Genomic DNA, 26786 nt, shown 5'->3' with positions numbered 1-26786 from the left:
GCATCAGCCCAACTGACGAACCTGCCTCTCCAATTCCACCTTCAACCCTGGCTCCAACTTCAACTGCCGCGCCAACTCATCCAGGTAGCTCTTCTCCATAAAGCTCTCCTCGTCCACCAGCATCACGCTGGCGATATACATCTCAGCCGCCATCTCCGGCGTACTCGCGGCGCGGGCGACGTCGGTCGGGTCGAGGGGTTTGTTGAGTTCGGCGTGCAGCCAGTGCTGCAGTTCCTGATCATTGTCGAGCTTGGTGAATTCACCCTCGATCAATTGCCGCTCGCGATCGTCGATGTGGCCGTCGGCTTTGGCGGCGGCGACCAGGGCTTTGAGGATTGCCTGGCTGTGTTGTTCGGCTTGCGCGGGTGGCACTCGGTCGAGGGTTTGTGGCTCGGTTTGCGGGGCGGTGCCTTTTTGGGCGTTGTAGTTGCCGTATGCTTTGTAGGCCAGCACGCCGAGTGCGGCGAGGCCGCCGTAGATTGCGACTTTGCCACCGACCTTGCGCACTTTCTTGTTGCCGAGCAGCAGGCCCATGGCGCCTGCCGCCAGTGCGCCACCGCCGGCACCCGACAGCAGACCGCCAAGGCCACTACCGCCGGACGATCCGCCAAGCAAGCCGCCCAACCCACCGGCAGCCGTTTTTTTTTGCGACCCGCCGGCCTTGTTCTGCAACAGATCCTGGCCGGACTTGAGTAGTTGATCGAGCAATCCACGGGTGTTCATGTTCCGCCTCCAAACAGGGGTTATCCGGATCTATAAGGCCCTCAGCCTAGTTCGAAAGTGCCCCTGCCCTGCTCACGAGTGTGCTTCCAGATGTTGCTCGGCACCGGACTGCCGTTCGCGAAAATAGATATACACTCCAGCCAATCTATAAAAACCGCCCACTGGGTACCCTTCCCATGATGACCTTGCGTCAGATCCGTCACTTCATCGCCGTGGCCGAAACCGGCTCGATCTCCGCCGCCGCGCAAACGGCGTTCATTTCCCAATCGACCCTGACCCTGGCGATCCAGCAACTGGAAGAGGAAATCGGCGTCAGCCTGTTCAGCCGACACGCCAAGGGCATGACGCTGACGCATCAGGGTCATCAATTCCTACGCCAGGCGCACTTGATTCTGGCGACTGTGGATAACGCCAAACGCAGCCTGCAACAGAGCACCGATCAGGTTGCCGGGCAGTTGATCATCGGCGTGACCAGCCTTGTCGCTGGTTACTACTTGGCTGATTTGATCACGCGTTTTCAACGCGCTTATCCCAACGTTGAAATCAGAGTGATGGAGGACGAACGGCCCTATATCGAGCACTTGCTGGTCAGCGGCGAGATCGATGTCGGGGTGTTGATACTCTCCAACCTCGAAGACCGTCATGCCTTGCAGACTGAGGTGCTGACCCATTCGCCCCACCGTTTGTGGCTGCCAGCGCAGCATCCGCTTTTGGAACACGACAGCATCAATCTCGCCGACGTCGCTCGCGAGCCGTTGATTCAACTGAACGTCGACGAAATGGATAGCAACGCTCAACGTCTATGGCAGGGCGCCGGACTGCAACCGAAGATCACTCTGAGAACCGCATCGACCGAGGCCGTGCGAAGTCTGGTCGCAGCGGGTTTGGGCGTATCAATCCAGCCGGACATGACCTATCGCCCGTGGTCGCTGGAGGGCGACATCATCGAAGCCCGCCCCATCGCCGACCTCAACCAGACCCTCGACGTCGGCCTGGCCTGGCGCCGTGGCACTGCGCGCCCAGCATTGGTCGACCCATTCCTGACCGTCGCTCGCGAACAACCCCACGGCGGACGCAAGCCATCTATTTAATCGAATGCCACGTTCAGTATTTAGAATTTGTCGACCCCGGAGCCGCGCACTAGTCTTGCTGCATCTATAAGACGGTCGGCTCCCGGTGACACAGGGAGCAACAATGACCACACAAGAAAAGAGATCGCGGAAAATGGCTGGCGCGCAGACCCCGATGTGTACCGCGTTGTTGATCGACGGCCAACTGGTCGCCGGGGAAGGTTTTGTCGAGCCGATCCTCAACCCGGCCACCGGTGAAATTCTCACGCACATTGCCGAGGCCAGCACCGAGCAGGTCGAAGCGGCGATCCTCGCCGCCCACCAGGCCTTTGCCCAATGGTCGCGCACGACGCCGCAGCAACGTTCCAACCTGTTGCTCGACATCGCCAACGCCGTCGAAAAACACGCCGATCACCTCGCCCGCCTCGAATCGCTGAACTGCGGCAAGCCATTGCACCTGGCGCGTCAGGACGATTTGACCGCGACCGTCGATGTGTTCCGTTTCTTCGCCGGCGCCGTGCGTTGCCAGACCGGCCAGCTCAGCGGTGAATACCTCCCCGGCTACACCAGCATGGTCCGCCGCGATCCGATTGGCGTGGTGGCGTCGATTGCGCCGTGGAACTACCCGATCATGATGGCCGCGTGGAAAATCGCCCCGGCCCTCGCTGCCGGCAACACGCTGGTGTTCAAGCCGTCCGAACACACGCCGCTGTCGATCCTCGCACTGGCGCCTGCGCTCGCCGAAATCCTCCCGCGTGGGGTGATCAACATCATCTGCGGTGGCGGCGAAGGCGTCGGCAGCCATTTGGTCAGTCACCCGAAAATCCGCATGGTGTCGCTGACCGGCGATATCGTCACCGGCCAGAAAATCCTCCAGGCCGCCGCGAAAACCCTGAAACGCACTCACCTCGAACTTGGCGGCAAAGCCCCGGTAATCGTGTGCAACGACGCTGATCTGAAAGCTGTCGTCGAGGGCGTGCGCACCTACGGTTATTACAACGCCGGGCAGGACTGCACTGCCGCCTGCCGGATCTACGCGCAGGCCGGCATTCACGACAAATTGGTCGCCGAACTCGGTGCCGCCGTCAGCAGCCTGCGCTTCGCTGGCAAACGCGATGCCGACAACGAGATCGGCCCGTTGATCAGCACCCGCCAGCGTGACCGCGTCGCCAGTTTCGTCGAGCGCGCCCTTGGCCAGCCGCACATCGAACGCGTGACCGGTGCGGCCGTGCATTCCGGCGCCGGTTTCTACTATCAACCGACGCTGCTGGCCGGCTGCAAACAGAGCGATGAGATCGTCCAGCGCGAAGTGTTCGGCCCGGTCGTCACCGTGACCCGTTTCGACGAACTCGCGCAGGCCGTCGATTGGGCCAACGACTCCGAATACGGCCTCGCCTCGTCGGTGTGGACCCAGAATCTGGACAAGGCGATGCAGGTTGCCGCGCGCCTGCAATACGGCTGCACCTGGATCAACAGCCATTTCATGCTCGTCAGCGAAATGCCCCACGGCGGGCTGAAACGCTCGGGTTACGGCAAAGACTTATCCAGTGATTCGCTTCAGGACTACAGCGTGGTGCGGCACATCATGGCCCGCCACGGCCAGCATCTCTGACTACGCTAATAACAAGCCGCCAACGGCATGCTTCACCGCGTTCACAACTGCCCCGACCATAATTTAAAGAAGAGGGTTCAACCATGTTCGTGCACAAGACCGCACTGCTCAGTGCAATCACCACGGCCTTGCTGGCCAGCGCCAGCCTGCAAGCGGCAGAACCGCTGAAGGCTGTCGGCGCCGGCGAAGGGCAGTTGGATATCGTCGCCTGGCCGGGCTACATCGAACGTGGCGAAAGCGACAAGGCCTACGACTGGGTGAGCGGTTTCGAGCAGGAAACCGGCTGCAAGGTCAACGTGAAGACCGCCGCCACCTCTGACGAAATGGTCAGCCTGATGGCCAAGGGCGGTTACGACCTGGTCACCGCGTCGGGCGATGCTTCGCTGCGATTGATCGTCGGCAAGCGTGTGCAACCGATCAACACCGCGTTGATCCCGAACTGGAAGACCCTCGACCCACGCCTCAAAGATGCGCCGTGGTACGTGGTCAATAAACAGACCTACGGCACCCCGTATCAGTGGGGCCCAAACGTGCTGATGTACAACACCAACGTGTTCAAGACTGCGCCGACCAGTTGGAATGTGCTGTTCGCCGCGCAGGATTTGCCCGACGGCAAGCCGAACAAGGGTCGCGTGCAGGCCTATGACGGCCCGATCTACATCGCCGATGCGGCGCTGTATCTGAAATCGACCCGGCCTGAACTGGGCATCAAGGATCCGTATCAACTGACCGAGGCGCAGTACAAAGCCGTGCTGGATTTACTGCGGGCGCAGCAGCCGCTGATCCACCGCTACTGGCATGACACCACGGTGCAGATGAGCGATTTCAAAAACGAAGGCGTGGTCGCGTCGGGCGCCTGGCCGTATCAGGTCAACAGCCTGGTGAACGAGAAGCAGCCAATCGCTTCGACCATTCCGAAAGAAGGCGCCACCGGTTGGGCCGACACCACCATGTTGCACGCCGAGGCCAAACATCCCAACTGTGCATACAAATGGATGGACTGGTCGCTGAAGCCCAAAGTCCAGGGTGATGTGGCGGCGTGGTTCGGATCGTTGCCGGCGGTGCCAGCGGCGTGCAAGGAGAGCGAATTGCTCGGCGCCGAAGGTTGCAAGACCAACGGTTTCGACCAGTTCGACAAAATCGCCTTCTGGAAAACTCCGCAAGCTGAAGGCGGCAAGTTCGTGCCGTATAGCCGCTGGACGCAGGATTACATCGCGATCATGGGCGGTCGCTAGTCTTTGAATTGACGCCGCGCCCCCTGTGGGAGCGGCGGTGCGACTTGCTCGCGAAAGCGGTGTGTCAGCCAGCACCCATGCCGAATGATAGACCGCGTTCGCGAGCAAGCCCGCTCCCACATCGGGATCACCAACACCAGCAAACCGCAAAACGTTTCAGCTTTTTCAGAAGTCCAGGCAGGGCCGCTGCGACGGCTTTCGCCTTTTTGGAGCACCGCACCATGACGCTTGCAGTCCAGTTCACCAACGTTTCCCGGCAGTTCGGCGAAGTGAAGGCCGTTGACCGGGTTTCCATCGATATCCAGGACGGCGAGTTCTTTTCCATGCTCGGCCCCTCCGGCTCGGGCAAAACCACCTGCCTGCGCCTGATCGCCGGGTTCGAGCAACCGAGCGCCGGTTCGATCTGCATCCACGGCGCCGAAGCGGCCGGTCTGCCGCCGTATCAACGCGATGTAAACACTGTATTTCAGGATTACGCACTGTTCCCGCACATGAACGTGCTGGATAACGTTGCCTACGGTTTGAAGGTCAAAGGCGTAGGCAAAGCCGAGCGCCATAAGCGCGCCGAAGAAACCTTGGACATGGTCGCCCTCGGCGGCTACGGCGCGCGCAAACCGGTGCAGTTGTCCGGAGGTCAACGACAGCGTGTCGCCCTGGCCCGCGCCTTGGTCAATCGCCCTCGCGTGCTGTTGCTTGATGAGCCACTCGGCGCACTCGACCTGAAACTGCGCGAACAGATGCAAAGCGAATTGAAAAAGCTGCAACGCCAACTCGGCATCACCTTCATCTTCGTGACCCACGATCAGACTGAAGCCCTGTCAATGTCCGACCGCGTCGCCGTGTTCAACAAGGGCCGCATCGAGCAGGTCGACACGCCGCGCAATCTGTACATGAAACCGACCACCACGTTTGTCGCCGAATTCGTTGGCACCTCGAACGTGATTCGTGGCGATCTGGCGCGCCAGCTCAGCGGTCACCCGCAGCCGTTTTCGATCCGTCCGGAACACGTGCGTTTCGCCGAGGGCCCGCTGGCCAGCCACGAAATAGAAGTCAGCGGTTTGCTCCACGACATCCAGTATCAAGGCAGCGCGACCCGTTATGAACTGACGCTGGAAAACGGCCAGACCCTGAGCATCAGCCACGCCAATAATCAGTGGATCGACAGTAGCGCGCAGCACCAGACCGGCCAGCGCTTGAGTGCGCGTTGGGCGCGTGAAGCGATGATTACGCTGCACGACACCGTTGCGAGCGGGGTGTGAGATGAGCACGCTCGCGACGACTCCATCGCCACCGTTGCGCAGGTTTTCCAACCTGCTCTATCGCAAGCCGAATCTGTACCTGTTGATGTTGCTGGTGCCACCGCTGCTGTGGTTCGGCGCGATCTATCTAGGCTCGCTGCTGGTGCTGCTGTGGCAGGGTTTCTATACCTTTGACGACTTCACCATGGCGGTGACGCCGGACCTGACGCTGGCGAATTTTGCGGCGCTGTTGCGGCCATCGAACTTCGACATCATTCTGCGCACGTTGAGCATGGCCATTGCCGTGTCGATGGCCAGCGCCCTCGTCGCGTTCCCGATTGCCTACTACATGGCGCGTTACACCACGGGCAAGACCAAAGCGTTTTTCTATATCGCGGTGATGATGCCGATGTGGGCCAGTTACATCGTCAAGGCTTACGCATGGACGCTGCTACTGGCCAAGGGTGGCGTGGCGCAGTGGTTCGTTCAGCACTTGGGGCTGGAGCCGGTGTTGCAGTTCATTCTGGGCATACCGGGCGTGGGCGGCAGCACCCTGTCGACCTCGAATCTGGGGCGGTTCATGGTCTTCGTCTACATCTGGCTGCCGTTCATGATCCTGCCGATTCAGGCCTCGCTGGAACGTCTGCCGCCGTCGCTGTTGCAAGCGTCTGCCGACCTTGGCGCCAAGCCGCGCCAGACGTTTATGCAAGTGATTTTGCCGCTGTCGATTCCGGGGATTGCGGCGGGTTCGATCTTTACGTTTTCGCTGACGCTGGGCGATTTCATCGTGCCGCAACTGGTGGGCCCGCCGGGCTACTTCATCGGCAGCATGGTTTATGCGCAGCAAGGCGCGATTGGCAATATGCCGATGGCAGCGGCGTTCACTCTGGTGCCCATCGTTCTGATTGCGGTTTACCTGTCCATCGTCAAACGACTGGGGGCCTTCGATGCACTCTGAGCGCGCTTCACTGGGTCTGCGCATCGCCGCCTGGGGCGGGTTGGTGTTTCTGCACTTCCCGATCCTGATCATCTTCCTTTACGCCTTCAACACCGAAGAGGCCGCGTTCAGCTTTCCACCGAAGGGCTTCACCCTGCACTGGTTCAGCGTGGCGTTTTCGCGGCCGGACGTTCTGGAGGCCATCAAGCTATCGCTGCAGATTGCAGCCATCGCCACGTTGATCGCGATGGTGCTTGGCACGCTGGCTTCAGCGGCGCTGTACCGGCGTGATTTCTTCGGCAAACAGGGCATCTCGCTGATGCTGATCCTGCCGATTGCGCTGCCGGGGATCATCACCGGGATCGCGTTGCTGGCGACGTTCAAAACGCTGGGCATTGAGCCTGGGATGTTCACCATCATCGTCGGCCACGCGACCTTCTGCGTGGTGATCGTCTACAACAACGTCATTGCCCGCCTGCGCCGGACTTCGCACAGCTTGATCGAGGCCTCGATGGATCTGGGCGCCGACGGTTGGCAGACCTTCCGTTACATCATCCTGCCGAACCTCGGCTCGGCGTTGCTGGCCGGCGGCATGCTCGCGTTTGCGCTGTCGTTCGACGAAATCATCGTCACCACGTTCACCGCAGGGCATGAACGCACGCTGCCGTTGTGGTTGCTCAATCAACTGAGCCGGCCACGGGATGTGCCGGTGACCAACGTCGTCGCCATGCTGGTGATGATGGTGACCATGCTGCCGATCCTGGGTGCCTATTACCTGACCCGAGGTGGCGAAAGCGTGGCGGGGAGTGGCGGCAAGTAAACGTCCACCCCCTGTGGGTGCGGGCTTGCTCGCGAAGAGGCCAGCACATTCAACATTGATGTTGGCAGCCTTACTGCTTTCGCGAGCAAGCCCGCTCCCACCGTTGAACCCGGTTTCTTCTGAAAAATAACAATGGCTTCAAAGAGGACAAAAACATGCAAACCAAACTCTTGATCAACGGCCAACTGGTCAACGGCGAAGGCCCGGCGCAACCAGTGCTCAACCCTTCGCTCGGTGAAGTGCTGGTGGAAATCAACGAAGCCAGCGAAGCCCAGGTCGATGCTGCCGTGCGTGCCGCCGACAACGCCTTTGCCGAGTGGTCGCAAACCTCGCCGAAAGACCGCTCCTTGCTGCTGCTCAAACTCGCTGACGCCATCGAAGCCCACGGCGAAGAGTTGGCGAAACTCGAATCCGACAACTGCGGCAAACCCTACAGCGCCGCGCTGAATGACGAGATCCCGGCGATTGCCGACGTGTTCCGTTTCTTTGCCGGCGCCAGTCGTTGCATGAGCGGATCGGCCGGCGGTGAATACCTGCCCGGCCACACCTCAATGATCCGTCGCGACCCGGTCGGCGTAATCGCCTCCATCGCGCCGTGGAACTACCCGTTGATGATGGTCGCCTGGAAAATCGCCCCGGCACTGGCCGCCGGTAACACCGTGGTGCTCAAGCCGTCGGAACAAACCCCGCTGACCGCGTTACGCTTGGCCGAACTGGCGTCGGACATTTTCCCGGCCGGCGTACTCAATCTGGTGTTTGGTCGTGGGCCTACCGTTGGCAGTCCTTTGGTCACGCACCCGAAAGTGCGCATGGTTTCGTTGACCGGTTCCATCGCCACGGGTGCCAACATCATTTCCAGCACCGCCGACAGCGTCAAACGCCTGCACATGGAACTGGGCGGCAAGGCGCCGGTGATCATCTTCGACGACGCCGACATCGATGCGGCGGTTGAAGGCATCCGTACGTTCGGCTTTTACAACGCCGGGCAGGACTGCACCGCGGCCTGCCGGATCTACGCGCAGCAAGGCATTTATGACAAGTTTGTGGAGAAGCTCGGCGCGGCCGTCAGCAGCATCAAGTACGGTTTGCAGGATGATCCGTCGACCGAGTTGGGGCCGCTGATTACTGCGCAACATCGCGACCGCGTCGCCGGTTTCGTCGAGCGTGCCGTCGCGCAACCGCACATCCGTTTGATCACGGGTGGCAAGTCTGTGGACGGCAATGGCTTCTTCTTCGAACCCACCGTGCTGGCCGATGCGCAGCAGGACGACGAAATCGTTCGCCGCGAAGTGTTCGGGCCGGTGGTGTCGGTGACCAAGTTCACTGATGAAGCGCAGGCGCTGGAGTGGGCCAACGATTCGGACTACGGCTTGGCGTCCTCTGTGTGGACTGCGGATGTAGGACGCGCGCATCGGATGTCCGCGCGGTTGCAGTACGGCTGCACCTGGGTGAACACGCACTTCATGCTGGTCAGCGAAATGCCTCACGGCGGTCAGAAATTGTCTGGCTACGGCAAGGACATGTCCATGTATGGGCTGGAGGACTACACCACGGTTCGGCATGTGATGTTCAAGCATTAAAGATCAAAAGCTTCGTGAGCAAGCCCACTCCCACAGGGAACGCATTCCAAATGTGGGAGTGAGCCTGCTGGCGATGGCGTCACCCCGGCTTCAAGGCAGAAACCGGCTCTACGCACCACCAGGACTCCAAAACAATAACTACCGAACCGGGCGGCGCTCCCAAAGCCCCGCCACGGCCTCGGCCATCCGAAATCTGCCGATTTCACGGAGCAAACACACATGAGTGCATCACCCGATCTCTCAGCCGCCGTTGCCGACAGCGATGCCGAACAACTGCGCCAACTGGGCTACACCTCCAACTTCAATCGCAGCATGAGCCTGTGGGAAAACTTCGCCCTGGGCTTCACTTATCTGTCACCGGTCGTAGGGGTTTATACCCTGTTCGGTCTGTGTCTGGCCGCAGGCGGGCCACCGATGTTCTGGGCCTACTTGCTGGTCGGTTGCGGTCAGTTGCTGGTGTGCCTGATCTTCGGCGAAGTGGTGTCGCAGTTCCCGATCTCTGGCGGCGTCTATCCATGGGCGCGCCGCTTGGTGGGCAAGAAATGGGCGTGGATGGTCGGCTGGATCTACTCCATCGCCCTGTGCGTGACCATTGCCGCCGTGGCGGTCGGCGCCGGCCCGTACCTGGCCGCCATGATGGGCTTTGAGCCAAACAACAACACCAACATCGTCATCGCCCTGGTGCTGACCCTGTTCGCCACACTGGTCAACCTCAGTGGCACCAAAGTGCTGGCGCGCATCGCCATGTTCGGCTTCCTCTGCGAACTGGTCGGCGCGGTGATCGTCGGCGTGTACCTGCTGATCTTCGAACGCCACCAGCCGCTCAGCGTGCTGTTCAACACCTTCGACATCAGCGTCGACGGCTCGTACCTGCCAGCCTTCCTCACTGCATCGCTGGCGGGGATGTTCCTCTACTACGGCTTCGAGGCCTGCGGCGACGTCGCCGAAGAAACCCCGAACCCGAGCAAGAAAATCCCGGTGGCCATGCGCATGACCATCTACATCGGCGGCATCGCAGCAATGTTCGCCTGCCTGGCGCTGATCCTCGCCGTACCGGACATGCAAGCGGTGATCAATGGCACCGACAAAGACCCGGTCACCACCATCCTAAGCAACGCCTTCGGCCCGGTCGGTTCGAAAGTGGTGATGGGCGTGGTGATGATTTCCTTCATCTCCTGCGTCATCAGCCTACAGGCCGCAGCGAGTCGCCTGCTGTACTCCTACGCTCGCGATGAAATGGTCATCGGCAGCCGACTGCTGAAAAAGCTTTCTCCTACGACCCAGGTGCCGGTGGCTGCACTGTTCGTGGCCGGCGTCCTGCCCGCCCTGATCATCGTCCTCGGCTTCTTCCTGCAAGACGCCGTGGCCACCATCGTCAGCTTCGCCGCCATCGGCATCTACCTCGCGTTCCAGATGATCGTGCTGGCCGCCCTGTATGCGCGGATGAAAGGCTGGAAACCCAGCGGCAAATTCACCCTCGGCGCGTGGGGCTGGCCGGTGAATATCGGCGCACTGGTGTATGGCGTTGGCGCGATCATCAACATGGCCTGGCCACGCACGCCGGATGCGGCTTGGTATGTGAACTATGCGATGGTGCTGAGCACCGCGATCGTGATTGGTTTGGGATTGGTTTACATGTGGATTGGCAAGCCGTATGACCATGGGAAGGCGCCGGCTGGGGATGCCTGGAAGGTGGGTCGCTAACGCTCGTATAACGCGATCAGTTGCCCTGCTCGCATTAATGTGTGCAGGGCTACTCAATTAGAACTCAGCGGTCTGGACAAGCTGAACTCAATACCTACACTGTTTGCACAAAATCTACAGGTTTGCCTTTTACATCCAGTACTCGAAACCATCCCTTCACACTCTGGATTGACCTGATAGCGAGCTGAATATGAGTTTCGTGCATGAAATCCGTCCCAGCATATAAAGGCTGCCCTTCCCAAAACGGAGAGCGTACGGAGTCATAAGGCTCCATCCCCGCCATCTCACGAAACACATGCAGTGCTTCGATGACTTGGCAGTCAAGACGTCGTAAATAAGGGGTATTTACCTTGAGAGGTTGTCCGCCTTCTTGCTTGGAGGCATTTTCAAGGCCTACGTAACTCTCCCGAATTTCGAGTAACGCACTCTGCGTCGTGAAATCCAAACATCGGCCCAAATCAATAACAGCTCCCAACACAAAAGGCTGTTTGATCTTTTCCCTTTTCTGAGCGTTGGTCGCGAAGCTAAGCGCCCTTTGAGGATTATTTTCCCAAAAGTAGACGCCTCCACCGAGCCAGTCATAGTCGTTGGTGCTGTCATAGAGAGATTGTTCACCAGCCAGCACGCGCTCGCCAACTTCTCGCTCGCATCCATGGAAACCAAGTACAAAGGACGGGGAAATGCTATACATCAGTTCGCCGTAGCTTCTCCATTTACACGAGCAAAGAATGCACGGACTTTTTTAGGGTCTTTCAGCATTTCACTAGCAGATCGCCTAATACGCTGCGAGCCTTCAGAAGCAATTGGAAGCGGGCCACTATGCGAAGAAGCGATCACCCAAGCGGTTGCGCTCTGCTTGGCATCAGAATTTATCTGACAAAAAATCGCCTCCGCAGCAGCAGTGAGGGTAGCCGTTGCTGAAATTTTGGCGATCGCATGATCTAAAGATGGACCAAGCTGCGAATGGAGAATCGCACCTGATGAAATCCCTGCCACGGAGACTGGCCCAATCATCTTGTGAACATATTCGACATGAGGACGGCCCTCTGAACCGGTCACAACGACCAGCCCACGGCCTTCATCTTCAGACCCTTCAGGAGTCTCTTTGTCGAGATCTTTGAGCATTTCTTCCTCGATTCGAGCTACGGTTCGGCGCTCAAATGTTGATTAATTAATCGACAATATAGTCTCTGAAATTCACTACGTCACCCACACCGACGAGTTGTCAGATGATCTGCAGCCTTGGAAGCACCTATTTTTTTTCGAATGCGCTTTCTGACGCTGTTTTTGAACGCAATTTCGCTCGCCTTTGTTTGATGCAATTGATTGCATAACTCATCGGTCACTTTTCGGGTGTGCCTCCTTGAAAACATTTTGCCAGCTCCTGAACAAGCGGAAATTGGAAACCGAAAACTCGATCAACACGAAGAAACCTGCAGTTCATTCCGTGGATCCGAATAGATAAGGGAAAAGCTACGGCTTAGGCGGTCGGTTGCTGGTGGCACTGCAAAATCAGGCATTTCCTACAGGCGCCGCCTTCAGAGACAAGCCCGCTTTCCTACGGCAGGTGTCGACAGAGCCGACTTGGCGTCTTGGGTGGCTAGCCGATAGGCTTTCTCTCGGCAGCGAAATCAGCAGCCCGGTGTCGGAGCCGGAATAAATATCAACACGGCGTGACCGCACTCATTTGAGTGGCGGCTCTATTCTCAATATTGGAGTCGAAAAATGCCTGACCACGTACAAACTCCTTCTGAAAGCTCCGCTTTCTTCACCCCCACCGTCTTCACCCGCCACAACCGCTTCCTCCACGCATTCATGCAAGACCACGAAGCCTGGTTCTGTGTTCAGGATCTCGGTCGCCTGATGGGCTATCCGCTGAACGAACGCCTCACTCTGAAACTCGATCCCGACCAGCGTCGCAACGTCCTCATGCGCAAGGACGGCGAAATCGTCGATTGCGCGATGGTCAGCGAGTCCGGCCTGTTCGCCCTGCTCGTCCATCACTTCGTCCCGGAAAACCGCAACCTGCGCCAATGGCTGAGCCATGAAGTGATTCCGATGTTGCGCGAAACCAACGCGGTACCTGTGGATAACTGCCCAAGCCTGAGTTCGGTTAACTGGGCTGGGGTCACCGTCCCTCTGCTTCACTGGCAGCAGCAGGCGTGGGTCAAATGGCGTGACGTGCCGGAGTTGATGCACGGCCAGCAGCCGTATCCGGTTTTGGGAACCTGTAGCTGAAGTCCATCCAAAAAAACTGTGGCGAGGGCGCTTGCTCCCTCGCCACAGATTTACTCCGCAAGTTGATTGATCTGCACACCGTGAAAGCCAAATGGCTCGCACAGTCGCTTTCCCAGGATTAAAACCGCGAAACACTCCTCATCGCATCCACCAGATACCGCATCGCGATCCGGTCGCTCTCCGAGAGCTCCCGATAACGCTCCAACAGTTTCAACTCATCAGAGCTGAGCCTACGCCTTTTGCGACCGCTGCCGAGGCAGGGAAAGATGCCCAACATGTCGGTGATGCCTTGTATTTTTGCCATGGACGATGTCCTTCTCTAATACGTCAAAGAACTGCTCAACCACCACATCGCCCTGCCCCTTTCAGCAGCGTCGTGTGCCCCACCGGTCTGAAGGTTCGCGACCGGTCATGTCCATAGCATAGAAATTTAATCGGCGCTGAAAAGGGCTTTTTAGAGTAATTAGTCGAAAAAAGCAGATATGCCCTGTAAATCAGAAAGTGCCGTCGGAAAAAATACCGACATGTCTTGTTTCATTGCCAGACTGAGCCTCGTAATCAATCATTTTTGCTCGACAATCGAACGGTTTAAGCTAGCCGGCATCTGTTTATAGTCCGTTGCGTTTGGCCGAAGGCTTGTCCGAACCGTACTTTCTGATCCAGCACGTGCCAGGAACGGCGCGGGATTGCACACGACAGGTTGTATTTATGCACCGCAGGAATTTGCTCAAAGCGTCCATGGCCATTGCGGCTTACACCGGTCTTTCAGCCTCAGGCCTGCTGGCGGCGAATGCCTGGGCCGCCAACGGTGACGTCGCTGATGGCGACGCACAAGCCTTCGATTTCGAAGCCCTGAAGCGCAAGGCCAAACAACTGGCCGGCAGTGCCTATCAGGACACCAAACAGGTGCTGCCGCCGACGCTGGCGACCATGACCCCGCAAAACTTCAACGCGATCCGCTACGACGGCGAGCATTCGTTGTGGAAGGAGAACAAGGGTCAACTGGACGTGCAGTTCTTCCACATCGGCATGGGTTTTCGCCAACCGGTGCGCATGTACAGCGTTGATCCGAAGACCCGTAGCGCCCGCGAGGTGCATTTCCGCCCGGCGCTGTTCAACTACGAAAACACTTCGGTCGACACTCAGCAACTCAAGGGCGATTTGGGTTTTGCCGGTTTCAAGCTGTTCAAGGCGCCGGAACTGGATCGTCATGACGTGGTGTCGTTCCTCGGTGCCAGTTACTTTCGTGCGGTGGATGCCTCTGGCCAATATGGCCTCTCGGCGCGTGGTCTGGCGATCGACACCTATGCCAAGAAGCGCGAAGAATTCCCTGACTTCACCCAGTTCTGGTTCGAGACGCCGGATCAGAACGCCACGCGTTTTGTGGTTTATGCCCTGCTCGACTCGCCGAGCGCGACCGGCGCCTATCGCTTCGACATCGATTGCCAGGCCGAACGCGTGGTGATGGAAATCGACGCGCACATCAATGCACGCACGGCCATCGAACAACTGGGCATTTCGCCGATGACCAGCATGTTCAGTTGCGGCACCCACGAGCGCCGCATGTGCGACACCATCCACCCGCAAATCCATGATTCGGATCGCCTGGCGATGTGGCGCGGCAACGGCGAGTGGGTCTGCCGTCCGCTGAACAACCCGGCGACGCTGCAGTTCAACGCATTTGCCGACACGGACCCTAAAGGTTTTGGTCTGGTACAAACCGACCATGAATTCGCCAACTATCAGGACACCGTCGACTGGTACAGCAAACGTCCGAGCCTGTGGGTCGAACCGACGACCGCGTGGGGCGAAGGCTCTATCGATCTGTTGGAAATTCCTACCACCGGCGAGACCCTCGACAACATCGTCGCGTTCTGGACGCCGAAGAAACCGGTGGCCGCCGGTGATTCGCTGAACTATGGCTACAAGCTCTACTGGAGTGCCCTGCCACCGGTCAGCACGCCGTTGGCGCGAGTGCAGGCGACCCGTTCCGGGATGGGCGGCTTCACTGAAGGCTGGGCACCGGGCGAGCATTATCCGCCGGTCTGGGCGCGCCGCTTCGCCGTGGATTTCACTGGTGGCGGCCTGGATCGCCTGCCGCAGGGCACCGGGATCGAACCGGTGATCACCTGCTCCAACGGCAAGGTGCAGGACTTCAGCGTGCTGGTGCTGGATGACATCAAGGGTTACCGGATCCTGTTCGACTGGTACCCGACCAATGACGGCGTGGAGCCCGTGGAGTTTCGGTTGTTCATTCGCACCAATGACCGCACGTTGAGTGAGACCTGGCTGTACCAGTACTTCCCGCCGGCGCCGGACAAGCGTAAGTATCCTTGATGGATTGAGGTGCCTTTTCGGGCCTCTTCGCGGGTAATCCCGCTCCCGCGTTGGACTGGTGTCGGTCACACATTCGACAATCGACCGAGATCAACCGAGGGAGCAAGCTTGCTCGCGAAGGCGCCAGCACAGGCAAAACAGCCATCAACAGAAAAAACAAAGCCCCGACCATCACTGGCCGGGGCTTTTTGCATTTCAGCGCGTCATTCAATCGCGCAAATCAGACTCATGAATCGGCTGATCACGATGGGTCGCACGCTGATACTGCGCCGGCCACACCGCTTTGCGTCCGCCCAGATCATCATCGGCGTGCAACGGCCAGTACGGATCACGCAGCAACTCGCGGGCGAGGAAGATGATGTCGGCCTGGCAGGTACGCAGAATGTGCTCGGCCTGCGCAGGTTCGGTAATCATTCCCACAGTGCCAGTGGCGATGGCTGACTCTTTACGCACGCGTTCGGCGAAGCGCGTCTGATAACCCGGCCCGACAGGAATCTCGGCGTTGGCTGCCGTGCCACCCGAGGAAACGTCGATCAGGTCCACACCCAATGCTTTCAGACGCCGCGCCAGCTCAACGGTTTCGTCAGGGTTCCAGCCGTCCTCAACCCAGTCGGTGGCCGACACACGGACGAACACCGGCAACTGCTCCGGCCAAACGTTCCTCACTGCTTCGGTGACTTGCAGCACCAGACGAATCCGGTTTTCGAACGAGCCTCCGTACTGATCCCGCCGTTGATTACTCAGCGGCGACAGAAACTGGTGCAGCAGATAACCGTGCGCCGCGTGAACCTCAACCACACTGAAACCCGCCGTCAGCGAGCGTTTCGCTGCGTCGACAAAGGCTTGGATGACCTCGGCGATCTGCCCTTCATCGAGCTGTTTGGGTTGCGTGTGCTGCGGATCAAAGGCAATCGGCGACGGCCCGACCGGTGTCCAGCCGCCATCATCCGGTTTGACGCTGCCGTGCTTGCCGATCCATGGTCGATGGGTGCTGGCCTTGCGCCCGGCGTGGGCCAGTTGAATGCCGGCGACTGCGCCCTGCGAGGTGATGAAACGAGTGATGCGTTGCAGTGGTTCGATCTGTTCGTCATTCCACAAACCAAGGTCTTGGGCGGTGATCCGACCGTCGGCCGTCACCGCCGTGGCTTCGGTGAACACCAGGCCGGCGCCACCCACGGCGCGACTGCCGAGGTGCACCAAATGCCAGTCGTTGGCCAGACCGTCGACGCTGGAGTATTGGCACATGGGCGACACGGCGATGCGATTGGGCAGGGTCAGTTGGCGCAGAGTAAAGGGTTCAAGCAGCAGACTCATGGGGCACCTCTCAAATCAGTGGGCAGGCTCCAGGGTTCTGTTTGAATAGTCGTCGAGTGACAGGAAAAGGTGCAGCACCCGCCCCCGCGGGCAAAAAATTCGACAAGACGTCACAAGGCCAATCAAGCAGTGCTTAGAGCCTAGTCGACAACCGGGGATGAGGGAGGGTTCAGAGTCATTCTGTGTGGGAAAGTCCGCCTTCGCGAGTAAGCTCGCTCCCACCAGGACAACACCGGGCCTGTGGGAGCGAGTTTGCTCGCGAAGGGGTCAGCGCGGTTCGATGTGGGCAATCATCAGTTGCACGGTCTCATTACCACGAAACTCGTTAACGTCGAGCTTGTAAGCCAGTTCGACCCATTTGATCGTCGGATTCGGCCAGATGTCGCGGTCGATACCGAAGGCGATGCCGTCGAGTTTCACCGAGCCGCACTCGCTTTTCAGTACCACTTTCAAGTGTCGCTCACCGACGACCCGCTGCTCGACCAACTGGAATACACCGTGAAACAGTGGCTCCGGAAAGTGCTGGCCCCAAGGCCCGGCATGGCGCAGGGCGCGGGCCAGCTCAAGGTGGAATTCTTCAACCGCCAGCGTGCCGTCCGACAACATGCGCCCGGTGAGGTCTTCTTCGCGAAGTTGCCTACGCACTTCGGCGTCAAATGCCTCGGCGAACAACGGAAAATTCTCCTGCGGCAAGGTCAGGCCGGCTGCCATTGCGTGGCCGCCGTATTTGGCAATCAGGTTTGGATGCTGCGCTGCAACCACGCTCAAGGCATCACGAATATGGAAGCCTTGCACTGAACGCCCCGAACCCTTGAGCAAACCATCGCCAGCCTCAGCGAAGGCGATGGTCGGACGGAAATAACGCTCTTTCATCCGTGAGGCGAGGATGCCGATGACGCCCTGGTGCCACTCCGGATCAAACAAGCACAGACCGAACGGCATTGATTCAACGGGCAAGTCCTTCAACTGGGCCAGCGCTTCGCGCTGCATGCCTTGCTCGATGGTTTTGCGATCCTGGTTCATGCCGTCCAGTTGCGCGGCCATTTCGCGGGCCATGTTGGCGTCGGCGGTGAGCAGGCATTCGATGCCCAGGCTCATGTCATCCAGGCGCCCGGCGGCGTTCAGGCGCGGGCCGACGATGAAACCCAGATCCGTGGAGGTGATGCGAGCCGCGTCACGCTTGGCCACTTCGAGGATCGCTTTGATACCCGGCCGCGCACGCCCGGCACGAATCCGCTCCAGCCCCTGATGCACCAGAATCCGGTTGTTGGCGTCCAGCGGCACCACGTCGGCGACGCTGCCCAACGCGACCAGATCAAGCAATTCGCCGATGTTCGGCTGCGGCTTGCTTTCGTACCAGCCGAGGCTGCGCAGGCGCGCGCGCAACGCCATCAACACATAGAAAATCACCCCGACACCGGCCAGCGCCTTGCTCGGGAACTCGCAGCCTGGCTGGTTGGGATTGACCAGCGCATCGGCCAGCGGCAGTTCATCGCCGGGCAAGTGGTGGTCGGTGATCAGCACTTTGAGCCCATGACGCTTGGCAGCGGCCACGCCTTCAACGCTGGAAATGCCGTTGTCGACGGTGATCAGCAACTGCGGTTCGCGAGTCATGGCAACTTCGACGATTTCCGGGGTCAAGCCGTAACCGTATTCAAAGCGATTGGGGACCAGGTAATCGACGTGAGCGGCGCCCAGCAGTCGCAGCCCGAGCATACCCACCGTGCTGGCCGTGGCGCCGTCCGCGTCGAAATCACCGACGATGAGGATGCGCTGGCGTTGCTCCAGCGCTGTCACCAGCAGATCGACTGCCGCATCGATGCCCTTGAGTTGCTGGAACGGAATCAACCGCGCCAGGCTCTTGTCCAGTTGCGCCTCGGATTGCACGCCCCGCGCCGCATACAAGCGGGTCAGCAGCGGCGGCAGGTCACCGAGAAAGGGCAGAGTGGCAGGCAGTTGACGAGGTTCGATACGCATGGGGTAACGGAGACTTCTCTTGAATACGTGGGATTAATCAGATGACAACGCAGGATCAGCCGCGCTCACCTTGCAGCCATTGCAACTGGACTTCGTGTTGACCGCGATCGTCGGTGACGAAGATCGTCCCTTCGCTGATCATCACGTCCCACTTGATGACGCGGGGCATGTCCTTGGCCAGGGTTTCCAGCACTTCTTGCGGGACGGCGGCAATGTTGACGTTTTTAAGGTTCTTGATCGCCGGGATCACCTTGGTTTCCCACACGCGCAGGCTGCCGTAGGCCAGCAGGCTGGTGCGTTCAGTGCGACGCGAGCACCAGGTCAAACGGTCGGCGTCGGGCTGGCCGACTTCGATCCAGTGCAGAACACGATCGTCCAGGCTCTTTTCCCACAGCGCAGGTTCATCCACGTCTGACAGACCACGGCCAAACGACAACTGCTCGTTGTACCAGAGGGCGTAGGCCAGCAGCCGCACAGTCATGCGCTCTTCGGTTTCCGAAGGGTGACGGGCGATGGTCTGCTTGACGCTCTCGTAGACGCTGCGGTCGAGGTCGGTGAGGTTCAGTTCAAACTTGTAAGTGGTCGAAGGCTGGGCCATGAACGGGCTTCTTGATACGAGGAAAGTCGGCAAGTCTAACCGATGCGGTAGGCAATCATCGAATTGATGGCGATCAACCTGCGGCGCCTGACAGCCGGCTATGCTAAAACGCTGTATCCGCTCAACCTTGTCCTACAGGATTCAGCATGCCGTTTACCAACAAGCCGCTCAGCGGCGTGAAAGTCATCGAACTGGGTACATTGATTGCCGGGCCGTTTGCCTCGCGCATTTGCGGCGAGTTCGGTGCCGAAGTCATCAAGATCGAATCGCCGGACGGCGGTGATCCGTTGCGCAAATGGCGAAAATTGTACGAGGGCACCTCGTTGTGGTGGTTCGTTCAGGCGCGCAACAAGAAGTCGCTGACGCTCAACCTCAAGCATCCCGATGGCTTGGCGATCCTGAAAAAACTGCTCAGTGAAGCCGACATCCTGATCGAGAACTTTCGCCCCGGGGTGTTGGAAAAACTCGGTCTGAGCTGGGAAACCCTGCACGCGTTGAACCCGAAACTGGTGATGGTGCGCCTCTCCGGCTTCGGCCAGACAGGGCCGATGAAGGATCAGCCGGGGTTCGGCGCTGTCGGCGAATCCATGGGGGGGTTGCGCTACATCACCGGTTTCGAGGATCGGCCGCCGGTGCGTACCGGCATCTCCATCGGCGACTCGATTGCCGCGCTGTGGGGCGTGATCGGCGCGCTGATGGCGCTGCGTCATCGTGAGGTCAACGGCGGGCTCGGCCAAGTGGTCGATGTGGCGCTGTACGAAGCGATCTTCGCCATGATGGAAAGCATGGTGCCGGAGTTCGATGTGTTCGGTTTTATCCGTGAACGCACCGGCAACATCATGCCCGGCATCACGCCGTCGTCGATCCACACCAGCGCCGACGGCAAGCATGTGCAGATCGGCGCCAATGGCGACGCAATCTTCAAGCGCTTCATGCTGATCATCGGCCGTGAAGATCTGGCCAATGACCCGACACTGGCCAGCAACGACGGTCGCGACAATCGCCGCGACGAGTTGTATGGCGTGATCGATCGCTGGGTCAATTCGCTGCCGCTGCAAGCGGTGCTCGACCTGCTCAATCAGGCTGACGTACCGGTCAGCCGGATCTTCAGTGCCGAAGACATGTTCAGTGATCCGCAGTACCTGGCTCGGGAAATGTTCCTGTCTGCCAAGCTGCCGGACGGCAAACCCTTCAAGATGCCGGGTATCGTGCCCAAACTCTCAGAGACACCGGGCTCCTCCGAATGGGTCGGACCGCAGCTCGGTGAACACAATGCGCAGGTACTCCACGATCTTGGCTATGACGAAAAACAGATTATCCAACTGCGCGAAGACGGAGCCATTTAAGCTGAAGCACCGACAGGCATCGGACGCCAACCGCTCCCACCACGGATGGACCTGGCGCCTGTTCGGTCTGTTGTTTCTACTGACCCTGCCCGCTTGGGCGCAGGCAAAACCTACGCTGATCTGGTTACTGCGCGACTTGCCACCGATGACCATTTTCGAAGGTCCGAAAAAGGGCCAGGGGGTGATCGATCAGTTGCTGCCGATGCTGATCGCTGGCATGCCGCAATACGAACATACGCTGATGCGGGTCAATCGCGCCCGTGGCTTGCAGATGCTCCATGACAACCCTTTCGCCTGTGACCCCGCGCTGATATGGAACCAGGTACGCGCGCAGTCGGTTGCGTATTCGATCCCTGCGATTCGCGCGGTGAGTAATGGTCTGGTGGTCCGTCAGCAGGATCGGGCGGTGCTTGAACCCTATCTGGTGAATGGCGAGGTTGATCTGTCTGCGCTGCTCGCTAATGGCAACAGGAAGGTCGGCGTTGTCGCCGAACGCAGCTACGGCGAGTTTCTCGACACTATCCTGCATCAAGCGCCCAGCGGCGCGCTGACTGCGCATTACGGCAATGATGCGCTGGCCAATCTGCTGTCGATGCAGCGTCTTGGCCGGTTGCAGGTGGTGCTGGGTTACTGGCCGGAAATCCGCTATCAGGCGAAACAGGCGCAGATTGCCGAAGATGAGCTGGAGTTTTATCCGATCCAGGGCGCCGGAAAATATCTCTCAGGTTATGTCGCCTGTTCCGACACCACGATGGGGCATCAGGCCATCAGCGAGATCAACCAACTGCTGCGCACCCTGCCCCACGAACATCTCAATCGGCTGTACGCCGCGTGGCTTGACCCCAAGCAACAGGCCGATTATCTGGAACAGGCACGGCTGTTCTTCGAACAGCAGGCCGCGCAGTAAACGGCGGACAAAAGAAACCCCGAGAAGTGGGGAGACGACTCGGGGTTAAACGTGGCCCGTAATAAAGACCAATAGCAGCAAGCGACAAACACCGGAGCACAATGCTTGATCCTGCTGTTACGAGGTCTGACTGACAGAGATGCAGGAAGTTTCCCACAAGAGACGTTTCATTTTCAGAGCGCCGCACGCTTGTCCAGCGCCGCATTGCGCAAGGCCGCGATCACGCAGGGCTCCAGTCGCCCTTCGGCAATCAGGACGTCACGGTGCAAGCCATCGACGACATCAGTCAACTGACGCTTGTCGGTCAGTTGTGCCTGATTGAATGGGCGTTCCACGACAATGGCGCCGCTGCTGTTCTTCAAGGTCACCAAGCATTCACCCTGGGCACCGCTTGGAGACAACGAAACCTGATACGGGCTCAGAGCCTCACCGAGCAATAGACTGATACTTTCCATCTCGATCTCCACTCAATAGTCCGAAAACATTGTGTCTGGGGCGTGTCCACAGTAAATGACCACCGGCCCGAGAAGAAAGTTCTGCATGCCGGTCGCAAGCACTCCAGCGTCACCGGTCTGTCAGAGCATGCACGGTGAAGATGACAGAAAAATAACCGTGCCCTTCAGACCCCGACAGGCTGCGAAGCAGCGATCAGGTAGCCATCCAGCAAACCTCTCATCAGCACTGCCGAGACCGGCGTTTGCAAGCGCCCCAATAATCGCAACCGATGCTCGCGCAGCAACGGCTCGAGATCGCTCAGCAGACTCGGCGCGACCGCCCCCAGCAGGATCAGCGCACGGGCTTCACGCTGTACCGCCAAATGCTGAATCAGAGCCAGGCCATCGCCGCCCTTGAGTTGCGGATCGCAAATGGCAATATCGACCACGCCGCGGTGGCCCAGTGAACACAGGGCCGACGCCAGGGACGGTGCGGTCAGTACGTCATAGATGCCGATGGCATTAAGCATTTGATGCAATGCCATCAACTGAAACGGATTGGGTTCAAGAATCAGAACTTTGAGCGAGCGCATGGGCGACCTCCGGAACGACAATCGCGGACTCTCACCGCAGTTGTCGCTCACTCTAGGGCAGCCGTCTTAAGCCTCCCATAGGAAAAGTAGCCGCGTCTTATAGGAAGTTTCCCATCTTCACTGCAGACATCGGCACCCGCTGTCCGTCCTACGCTGAGTGATGTCAGTCCAGCCGCCCAGCAGCCCACGCAACTGGCCGTCGGCACTGTAGAACGGCACGGTCCACTGATAGACCTCGCGCAGGCCATTCTTGAATTGCAGTTGGCGTTTACTGAAGCGCGACTTGCGTGTGCTCAGTTGCACCATGAACTCGTCGTGCAGCATCAGGGCGGTCGCTTCGGGCAACACATCGATCTCGATCAGCAAACGCCCCTGCACCTGATCCAGCCGAACCGAAAGAGCCTCCTCGTAGCTGCGGTTGCACATGATCAGTCGCCCGTGCAGATCTCGGACAAACATCGGATCAGGCATGGAATCAATCAGCGCGCGCTGAAACGCCAGTTGATCGCCCAGCACCTTTTCCGCCTCGCTTCGCTGTTTGATCACCGCCGTCAGGCGCCGATTCCATACCAGCGACAGCAGGCCGAAAACACCCAGCCCCCCCATCGCCCAGCAGCCCCATTTGATCATCCGCTGCCACACCGACGGTATGGGCGCCGGCGAAATGCCCTCCAGCCATTTGAGGCGAATGGCGCGTAACTCGGCAGGGGGGAACGCCTCCAATGCCTTGTTGAGAATACTCAAAAGTTCCGGCATGCCCTTGCGTACCGCCAGATGATCAGCCTCCCATTTGCCTTCCACCAGTGCACCGACCTTGAGCAACCCCAACGGATAGAGCTGTGCACCGATCTCGTTTTCGATCGTCGCGTAGGCCTCGCCGCTCTCGACCAATGCCCGTGCTTCGGCGTAGGTTTTGACCGAGCGGATTTCGATTGAAGGGTAATCACGTCGGATCACGTCTTCCAGTGCATGCCTGGCGGGCAGCACCACCACTCGCTTGGCCAGTTGCTCCAGGGACTCTACCGAGGGCACTCCGGCGCGCCCGACAAATACCCAGCCCGCGCCGCCGAATGCGTGACTGAAATCAAGAAACGCCTTGCGTTCGTCGCTTACGGCCAGCGTTGTGCTGATGTCCGCCGCCCCGCTCTCGAGGCGCTCAAGCATGTGATCCGTGGAAAACGACTCATGATGCACAAACTGCAGCCCGGTCATCGCCGTGACGCGTTTGAGCACATCGTTGTTCAAGCCGCTCCACTGACCATGCTCATCCTGGAACAGATACAACGGGTACTGCACCGACGCGACCGTCACCGTGGGGTTGTCGCGAATCCACTGGCGCTCATGTGCATCCAGTTCGATGGGCTGAACGTTGAGGCCCACGTCATCATCATGCAGCGCCAATTGCGCGGCCACACTGCCGTGCATCACTCCCAGCAATCCGAACAAGCACAACCAGCCCAGTGCCGGTTTCAAACCTCTATAAAACAGCATTGCCACTTCCTTCGTGATCGACTCACCCGTCCTTCGAGGGTGAAAACCCGAGCAGTGTGGCAGCAGAAACAAAAAAGCCCGTCAGGAGACGGGCTTCAAAATGTGACAGCTTTGCAGGTTTAAAGCGGCTTGCCGCGGTTGCCATGCTGGCTGACAAAGGCCTGCACGGCTTTCAGCTCGTTTGGCAGAACGGTGCAGCGCTCGTTTCGCTCAAATAAATCAGAAAGGTGTGCAGGTAGTTCAAGCGCTTTTCCTACACCCGCTTTCTCCACCGCGTCCGGGAATTTCACCGGATGCGCCGTGCCCAGGATCACCATCGGGATGTCGAGGCTGCGACGGCATTCGCGTGCGGCCTTCACGCCAATGGCGGTGTGCGGGTCCAGCAGTTCGCCGGTCTGCGCATAGACTTCGGCGATGGTTTCGCAGGTTTGGGCATCGTCCACGGCCAGCGAATCGAACAGTTTGCGTGCTTCGGTCCAACGCTCTTGCTCGACGCTGAAACCACCGCCCTGCTTGAACGAATCCATCAAACCGGCAATCGCTGCACCGTTGCGACCGTGCAGGTCGAACAGCAGGCGTTCGAAGTTCGACGACACCATGATGTCCATCGACGGCGACAACGTGGCGTGCAGGGTTTCCTTGACGTACTGATTGCCGCTCATGAAGCGGTGCAGGATGTCATTGCGGTTGGTGGCGACGATCAACTGATTGATCGGCAGGCCCATGTTGCGCGCCAGGTAACCGGCGAAGATGTCGCCGAAGTTGCCGGTCGGCACCGAGAACGATACCGAACGCGCAGGGCCACCCAACTGCAGGGCAGCGTGAAAGTAGTAAACGATCTGGGCCATGATCCGCGCCCAGTTGATCGAGTTCACCGCCACCAGGCGCGTGCCCTTGAGGAAGCTCTGATCGGCGAAACTGGCTTTGACCATTTCCTGGCAGTCATCGAAGTTGCCTTCGATGGCGATGTTATGGATGTTCTCACCGAAAATCGTGGTCATCTGGCGACGCTGCACTTCGGACACACGGTTGTGCGGGTGCAGGATGAAGATGTCGACGTTTTCGCAGTGTTTGCAGCCTTCGATGGCGGCCGAACCGGTGTCACCGGAGGTGGCGCCGACGATGACTACACGCTCGCCGCGCTTTTCAAGCACGTAGTCGAGCAGACGACCGAGCAGTTGCAAGGCGAAGTCTTTGAACGCCAGGGTCGGGCCGTGGAACAGCTCCATTACCCATTCGTTGCCGTTGAGCTGACGCAGCGGCGCGACGGCGCTGTGCGAGAACACACCGTAGGTTTCTTCAAGAATCCTTTTGAAATCGGCGTCAGGAATGCTGCCGGTTACAAACGGGCGCATGACGCGAAAGGCCAGCTCGTGATACGGCAGGCCAGCCCAGGAAGCGATTTCTTCCTGGGTAAAACGTGGCAGGTTTTCCGGGACGTACAGACCACCGTCGGTGGCAAGACCAGCCAGCAGGACGTCTTCGAAATTCAGGGCCGGTGCCTGGCCGCGGGTACTGATGTAACGCATAAGGGCAAACCTTCGGTTTGGGCTACAAGCTGTGAGCTTCAAGCTACAAGTGAAAAGCGCCTCTGCTTTTACTTGCAGCTTGAAGTTTGAAGCTTGCTGCTGCTGTTAATTCAAGTGTTCGACGCGGATCCGCATAACCGGACCGTTGACGCCGGCCAGGGCTTCCAGGGCTGCGATCGCATCATTGATGCGCTGCTCGACCACGCGGTGGGTCAGCAGGATCATCGGCACCAGACCGTCCTGCTCTTCGACTTCCTTCTGCATGATCGACTCGATGTTGATGCCACGCTCCGACAAAATGCTCGCCACCTGAGCCAGTACGCCCGGGTGATCCTTGGCTTGTATGCGCAAGTAGTAAGCGCTTTCACAGGCTTCGATCGGCAGGATCGGATGGGCCGACAGCGAGTCTGGCTGGAAGGCCAGATGCGGGACGCGGTTCTCCGGGTCGCTGGTCATGGCGCGAACCACGTCCACCAGATCGGCGATGACCGAAGACGCCGTTGGCTCCATGCCGGCACCGGCGCCGTAGAACAAGGTCGAACCGGCAGCATCACCGTTGACCATCACCGCGTTCATCACGCCGTTGACGTTGGCGATCAGGCGATCGGCCGGGATCAGCGTCGGGTGTACACGCAACTCGATGCCCGCAGCCGTACTGCGCGCCACGCCGAGGTGCTTGATGCGGTAGCCCAGTGCTTCGGCGTAGTTGACGTCAGCGGTGGTCAGCTTGGTAATGCCTTCGGTGTAAGCCTTGTCGAACTGCAGCGGAATGCCAAACGCAATGGAAGCCAGAATCGTCAGCTTGTGCGCGGCGTCGATGCCTTCGACGTCGAAGGTCGGATCGGCTTCGGCGTAACCCAGCGCCTGAGCCTCGGCCAATACGTCTTCGAAGGTGCGACCCTTCTCGCGCATTTCGGTGAGGATGAAGTTGCCGGTGCCGTTGATGATCCCGGCCACCCAGTTGATGCGGTTGGCGGACAGGCCTTCACGGATCGCCTTGATCACCGGAATGCCACCGGCCACCGCGGCTTCAAACGCCACGATCACGCCTTTCTCGCGTGCCCTGGCGAAAATTTCATTACCGTGAACGGCAATCAGTGCCT

At 59.2% G+C, this 26786-nt stretch carries 24 protein-coding genes; 12 read left to right on the top strand and 12 right to left on the bottom strand.

Going from position 1 to position 26786, the window contains the following annotated elements; all coding sequences use genetic code 11:
* Positions 1-3 precede the first annotated feature (3 nt).
* Positions 4-723, bottom strand: coding sequence for a tellurite resistance TerB family protein (locus ACIOU6_RS23770; RefSeq protein ID WP_401139059.1), 720 nt, complete (start codon positions 721-723; stop codon positions 4-6).
* Positions 724-899: 176 nt separating this feature from the next.
* On the opposite strand from ACIOU6_RS23770, the gene ACIOU6_RS23765 reads away from it, so the two are divergent.
* The 8 genes from ACIOU6_RS23765 (at position 900) to ACIOU6_RS23730 (ending at position 10919) form a co-directional block, all read left to right on the top strand.
* Positions 900-1814, top strand: a complete 915-nt coding sequence (locus ACIOU6_RS23765; RefSeq protein WP_401139058.1) for a LysR family transcriptional regulator — start codon at positions 900-902, stop codon at positions 1812-1814.
* A 133-nt stretch (positions 1815-1947) separates the two neighbouring features.
* Positions 1948-3405, top strand: coding sequence for a gamma-aminobutyraldehyde dehydrogenase (locus ACIOU6_RS23760; RefSeq protein WP_401139062.1), 1458 nt, complete (start codon positions 1948-1950; stop codon positions 3403-3405).
* 83 nt (positions 3406-3488) lie between these two features.
* Positions 3489-4640: a putative ABC transporter substrate-binding protein YdcS gene (gene ydcS / locus ACIOU6_RS23755; protein WP_221729867.1), complete on the top strand. Its 1152-nt coding sequence runs from the start codon at positions 3489-3491 to the stop codon at positions 4638-4640.
* Positions 4641-4861: 221 nt separating this feature from the next.
* Positions 4862-5899, top strand: a complete 1038-nt coding sequence (locus tag ACIOU6_RS23750; protein WP_339434045.1) for an ABC transporter ATP-binding protein — start codon at positions 4862-4864, stop codon at positions 5897-5899.
* Between the two features lies 1 nt (position 5900).
* The gene (locus tag ACIOU6_RS23745) at positions 5901-6836 is read left to right on the top strand and encodes an ABC transporter permease (RefSeq protein WP_339434044.1); all 936 of its coding nucleotides are present in this window, start codon (positions 5901-5903) and stop codon (positions 6834-6836) included.
* Positions 6826-7635, top strand: a complete 810-nt coding sequence (locus ACIOU6_RS23740) for an ABC transporter permease (RefSeq protein WP_003222021.1) — start codon at positions 6826-6828, stop codon at positions 7633-7635. The genes ACIOU6_RS23745 and ACIOU6_RS23740 overlap by 11 nt, the downstream gene beginning before the upstream one ends.
* 155 nt (positions 7636-7790) lie before the next feature.
* On the top strand, positions 7791-9215 hold the full coding sequence (locus tag ACIOU6_RS23735; protein ID WP_401139057.1) for a gamma-aminobutyraldehyde dehydrogenase: 1425 nt from the start codon (positions 7791-7793) through the stop codon (positions 9213-9215).
* A 219-nt stretch (positions 9216-9434) separates the two neighbouring features.
* Positions 9435-10919, top strand: a complete 1485-nt coding sequence (locus ACIOU6_RS23730; protein WP_401139056.1) for an APC family permease — start codon at positions 9435-9437, stop codon at positions 10917-10919.
* A 94-nt stretch (positions 10920-11013) separates the two neighbouring features.
* On the opposite strand, the gene ACIOU6_RS23725 is transcribed toward ACIOU6_RS23730, so the two are convergent.
* Positions 11014-11610, bottom strand: coding sequence for a hypothetical protein (locus tag ACIOU6_RS23725; protein WP_401139055.1), 597 nt, complete (start codon positions 11608-11610; stop codon positions 11014-11016).
* The gene (locus tag ACIOU6_RS23720) at positions 11610-12044 is read right to left on the bottom strand and encodes a hypothetical protein (protein ID WP_221729873.1); all 435 of its coding nucleotides are present in this window, start codon (positions 12042-12044) and stop codon (positions 11610-11612) included. The genes ACIOU6_RS23725 and ACIOU6_RS23720 overlap by 1 nt, the downstream gene beginning before the upstream one ends.
* A 600-nt stretch (positions 12045-12644) precedes the next feature.
* Here ACIOU6_RS23720 and ACIOU6_RS23715 point away from each other — a divergent pair.
* Complete coding sequence (locus ACIOU6_RS23715; RefSeq protein WP_401139054.1) at positions 12645-13157, top strand: Bro-N domain-containing protein; 513 nt, start codon at positions 12645-12647, stop codon at positions 13155-13157.
* A 118-nt stretch (positions 13158-13275) separates the two neighbouring features.
* Here ACIOU6_RS23715 and ACIOU6_RS23710 read toward each other — a convergent pair whose 3' ends face one another.
* A complete protein-coding gene (locus ACIOU6_RS23710) occupies positions 13276-13461 on the bottom strand; it encodes a hypothetical protein (RefSeq protein ID WP_221729874.1) in 186 nt (61 codons plus the stop codon).
* Positions 13462-13865: 404 nt separating this feature from the next.
* On the opposite strand from ACIOU6_RS23710, the gene ACIOU6_RS23705 reads away from it, so the two are divergent.
* A complete protein-coding gene (locus ACIOU6_RS23705) occupies positions 13866-15494 on the top strand; it encodes a glucan biosynthesis protein D (RefSeq protein WP_401139053.1) in 1629 nt (542 codons plus the stop codon).
* 207 nt (positions 15495-15701) lie between these two features.
* Here the strand turns inward: ACIOU6_RS23705 and ACIOU6_RS23700 are convergent, their stop codons facing one another.
* The 3 genes from ACIOU6_RS23700 to ACIOU6_RS23690 form a co-directional block, all read right to left on the bottom strand.
* On the bottom strand, positions 15702-16808 hold the full coding sequence (locus ACIOU6_RS23700; RefSeq protein WP_401139052.1) for an NADH:flavin oxidoreductase/NADH oxidase: 1107 nt from the start codon (positions 16806-16808) through the stop codon (positions 15702-15704).
* A 267-nt stretch (positions 16809-17075) separates the two neighbouring features.
* Entirely contained in the window at positions 17076-18785 is a 1710-nt protein-coding gene (gene recJ / locus ACIOU6_RS23695) for a single-stranded-DNA-specific exonuclease RecJ (RefSeq protein WP_401139051.1), read from the bottom strand.
* A gap of 55 nt (positions 18786-18840) precedes the next feature.
* Positions 18841-19383 (bottom strand): YaeQ family protein, encoded by a 543-nt coding sequence (locus tag ACIOU6_RS23690; RefSeq protein WP_007908961.1) that lies wholly within the window; start codon positions 19381-19383, stop codon positions 18841-18843.
* A gap of 146 nt (positions 19384-19529) precedes the next feature.
* Between ACIOU6_RS23690 and ACIOU6_RS23685 the strand changes: the two genes are divergently transcribed.
* Together ACIOU6_RS23685 and ACIOU6_RS23680 are read left to right on the top strand one after the other, a co-directional pair.
* Positions 19530-20729 carry a CaiB/BaiF CoA-transferase family protein gene (locus ACIOU6_RS23685; RefSeq protein WP_221729878.1) on the top strand — a complete coding sequence of 400 codons (1200 nt, stop codon included), beginning with the start codon at positions 19530-19532 and terminating at the stop codon, positions 20727-20729.
* Positions 20683-21636, top strand: a complete 954-nt coding sequence (locus ACIOU6_RS23680; RefSeq protein ID WP_401139050.1) for a TIGR02285 family protein — start codon at positions 20683-20685, stop codon at positions 21634-21636. Before ACIOU6_RS23685 ends, ACIOU6_RS23680 begins: the two co-directional genes overlap by 47 nt.
* Before the next feature lie 173 nt (positions 21637-21809).
* Here ACIOU6_RS23680 and ACIOU6_RS23675 read toward each other — a convergent pair whose 3' ends face one another.
* The 5 genes from ACIOU6_RS23675 to ACIOU6_RS23655 form a co-directional block, all read right to left on the bottom strand.
* Positions 21810-22091, bottom strand: coding sequence for a DUF3509 domain-containing protein (locus ACIOU6_RS23675; protein ID WP_221729880.1), 282 nt, complete (start codon positions 22089-22091; stop codon positions 21810-21812).
* 164 nt (positions 22092-22255) lie between these two features.
* Positions 22256-22663 carry a response regulator gene (locus tag ACIOU6_RS23670; protein ID WP_221729881.1) on the bottom strand — a complete coding sequence of 136 codons (408 nt, stop codon included), beginning with the start codon at positions 22661-22663 and terminating at the stop codon, positions 22256-22258.
* A 117-nt stretch (positions 22664-22780) separates the two neighbouring features.
* Positions 22781-24154, bottom strand: coding sequence for a transporter substrate-binding domain-containing protein (locus ACIOU6_RS23665; RefSeq protein WP_221729882.1), 1374 nt, complete (start codon positions 24152-24154; stop codon positions 22781-22783).
* 119 nt (positions 24155-24273) lie between these two features.
* Complete coding sequence (gene thrC, locus ACIOU6_RS23660) at positions 24274-25683, bottom strand: threonine synthase (RefSeq protein ID WP_221729883.1); 1410 nt, start codon at positions 25681-25683, stop codon at positions 24274-24276.
* A gap of 105 nt (positions 25684-25788) precedes the next feature.
* A partial coding sequence (locus tag ACIOU6_RS23655; protein WP_401139049.1) for a homoserine dehydrogenase occupies positions 25789-26786 on the bottom strand: 998 nt, incomplete at its 5' end.

Origin of the sequence: Pseudomonas sp. NPDC087615, from assembly GCF_044743445.1 — a bacterium.
In the GTDB taxonomy this organism is placed as follows: domain Bacteria; phylum Pseudomonadota; class Gammaproteobacteria; order Pseudomonadales; family Pseudomonadaceae; genus Aquipseudomonas; species Aquipseudomonas baetica_A.
Note: the sequence above shows the minus strand (reverse complement) of the source record. Positions and strands in the feature narration are given on the sequence as shown.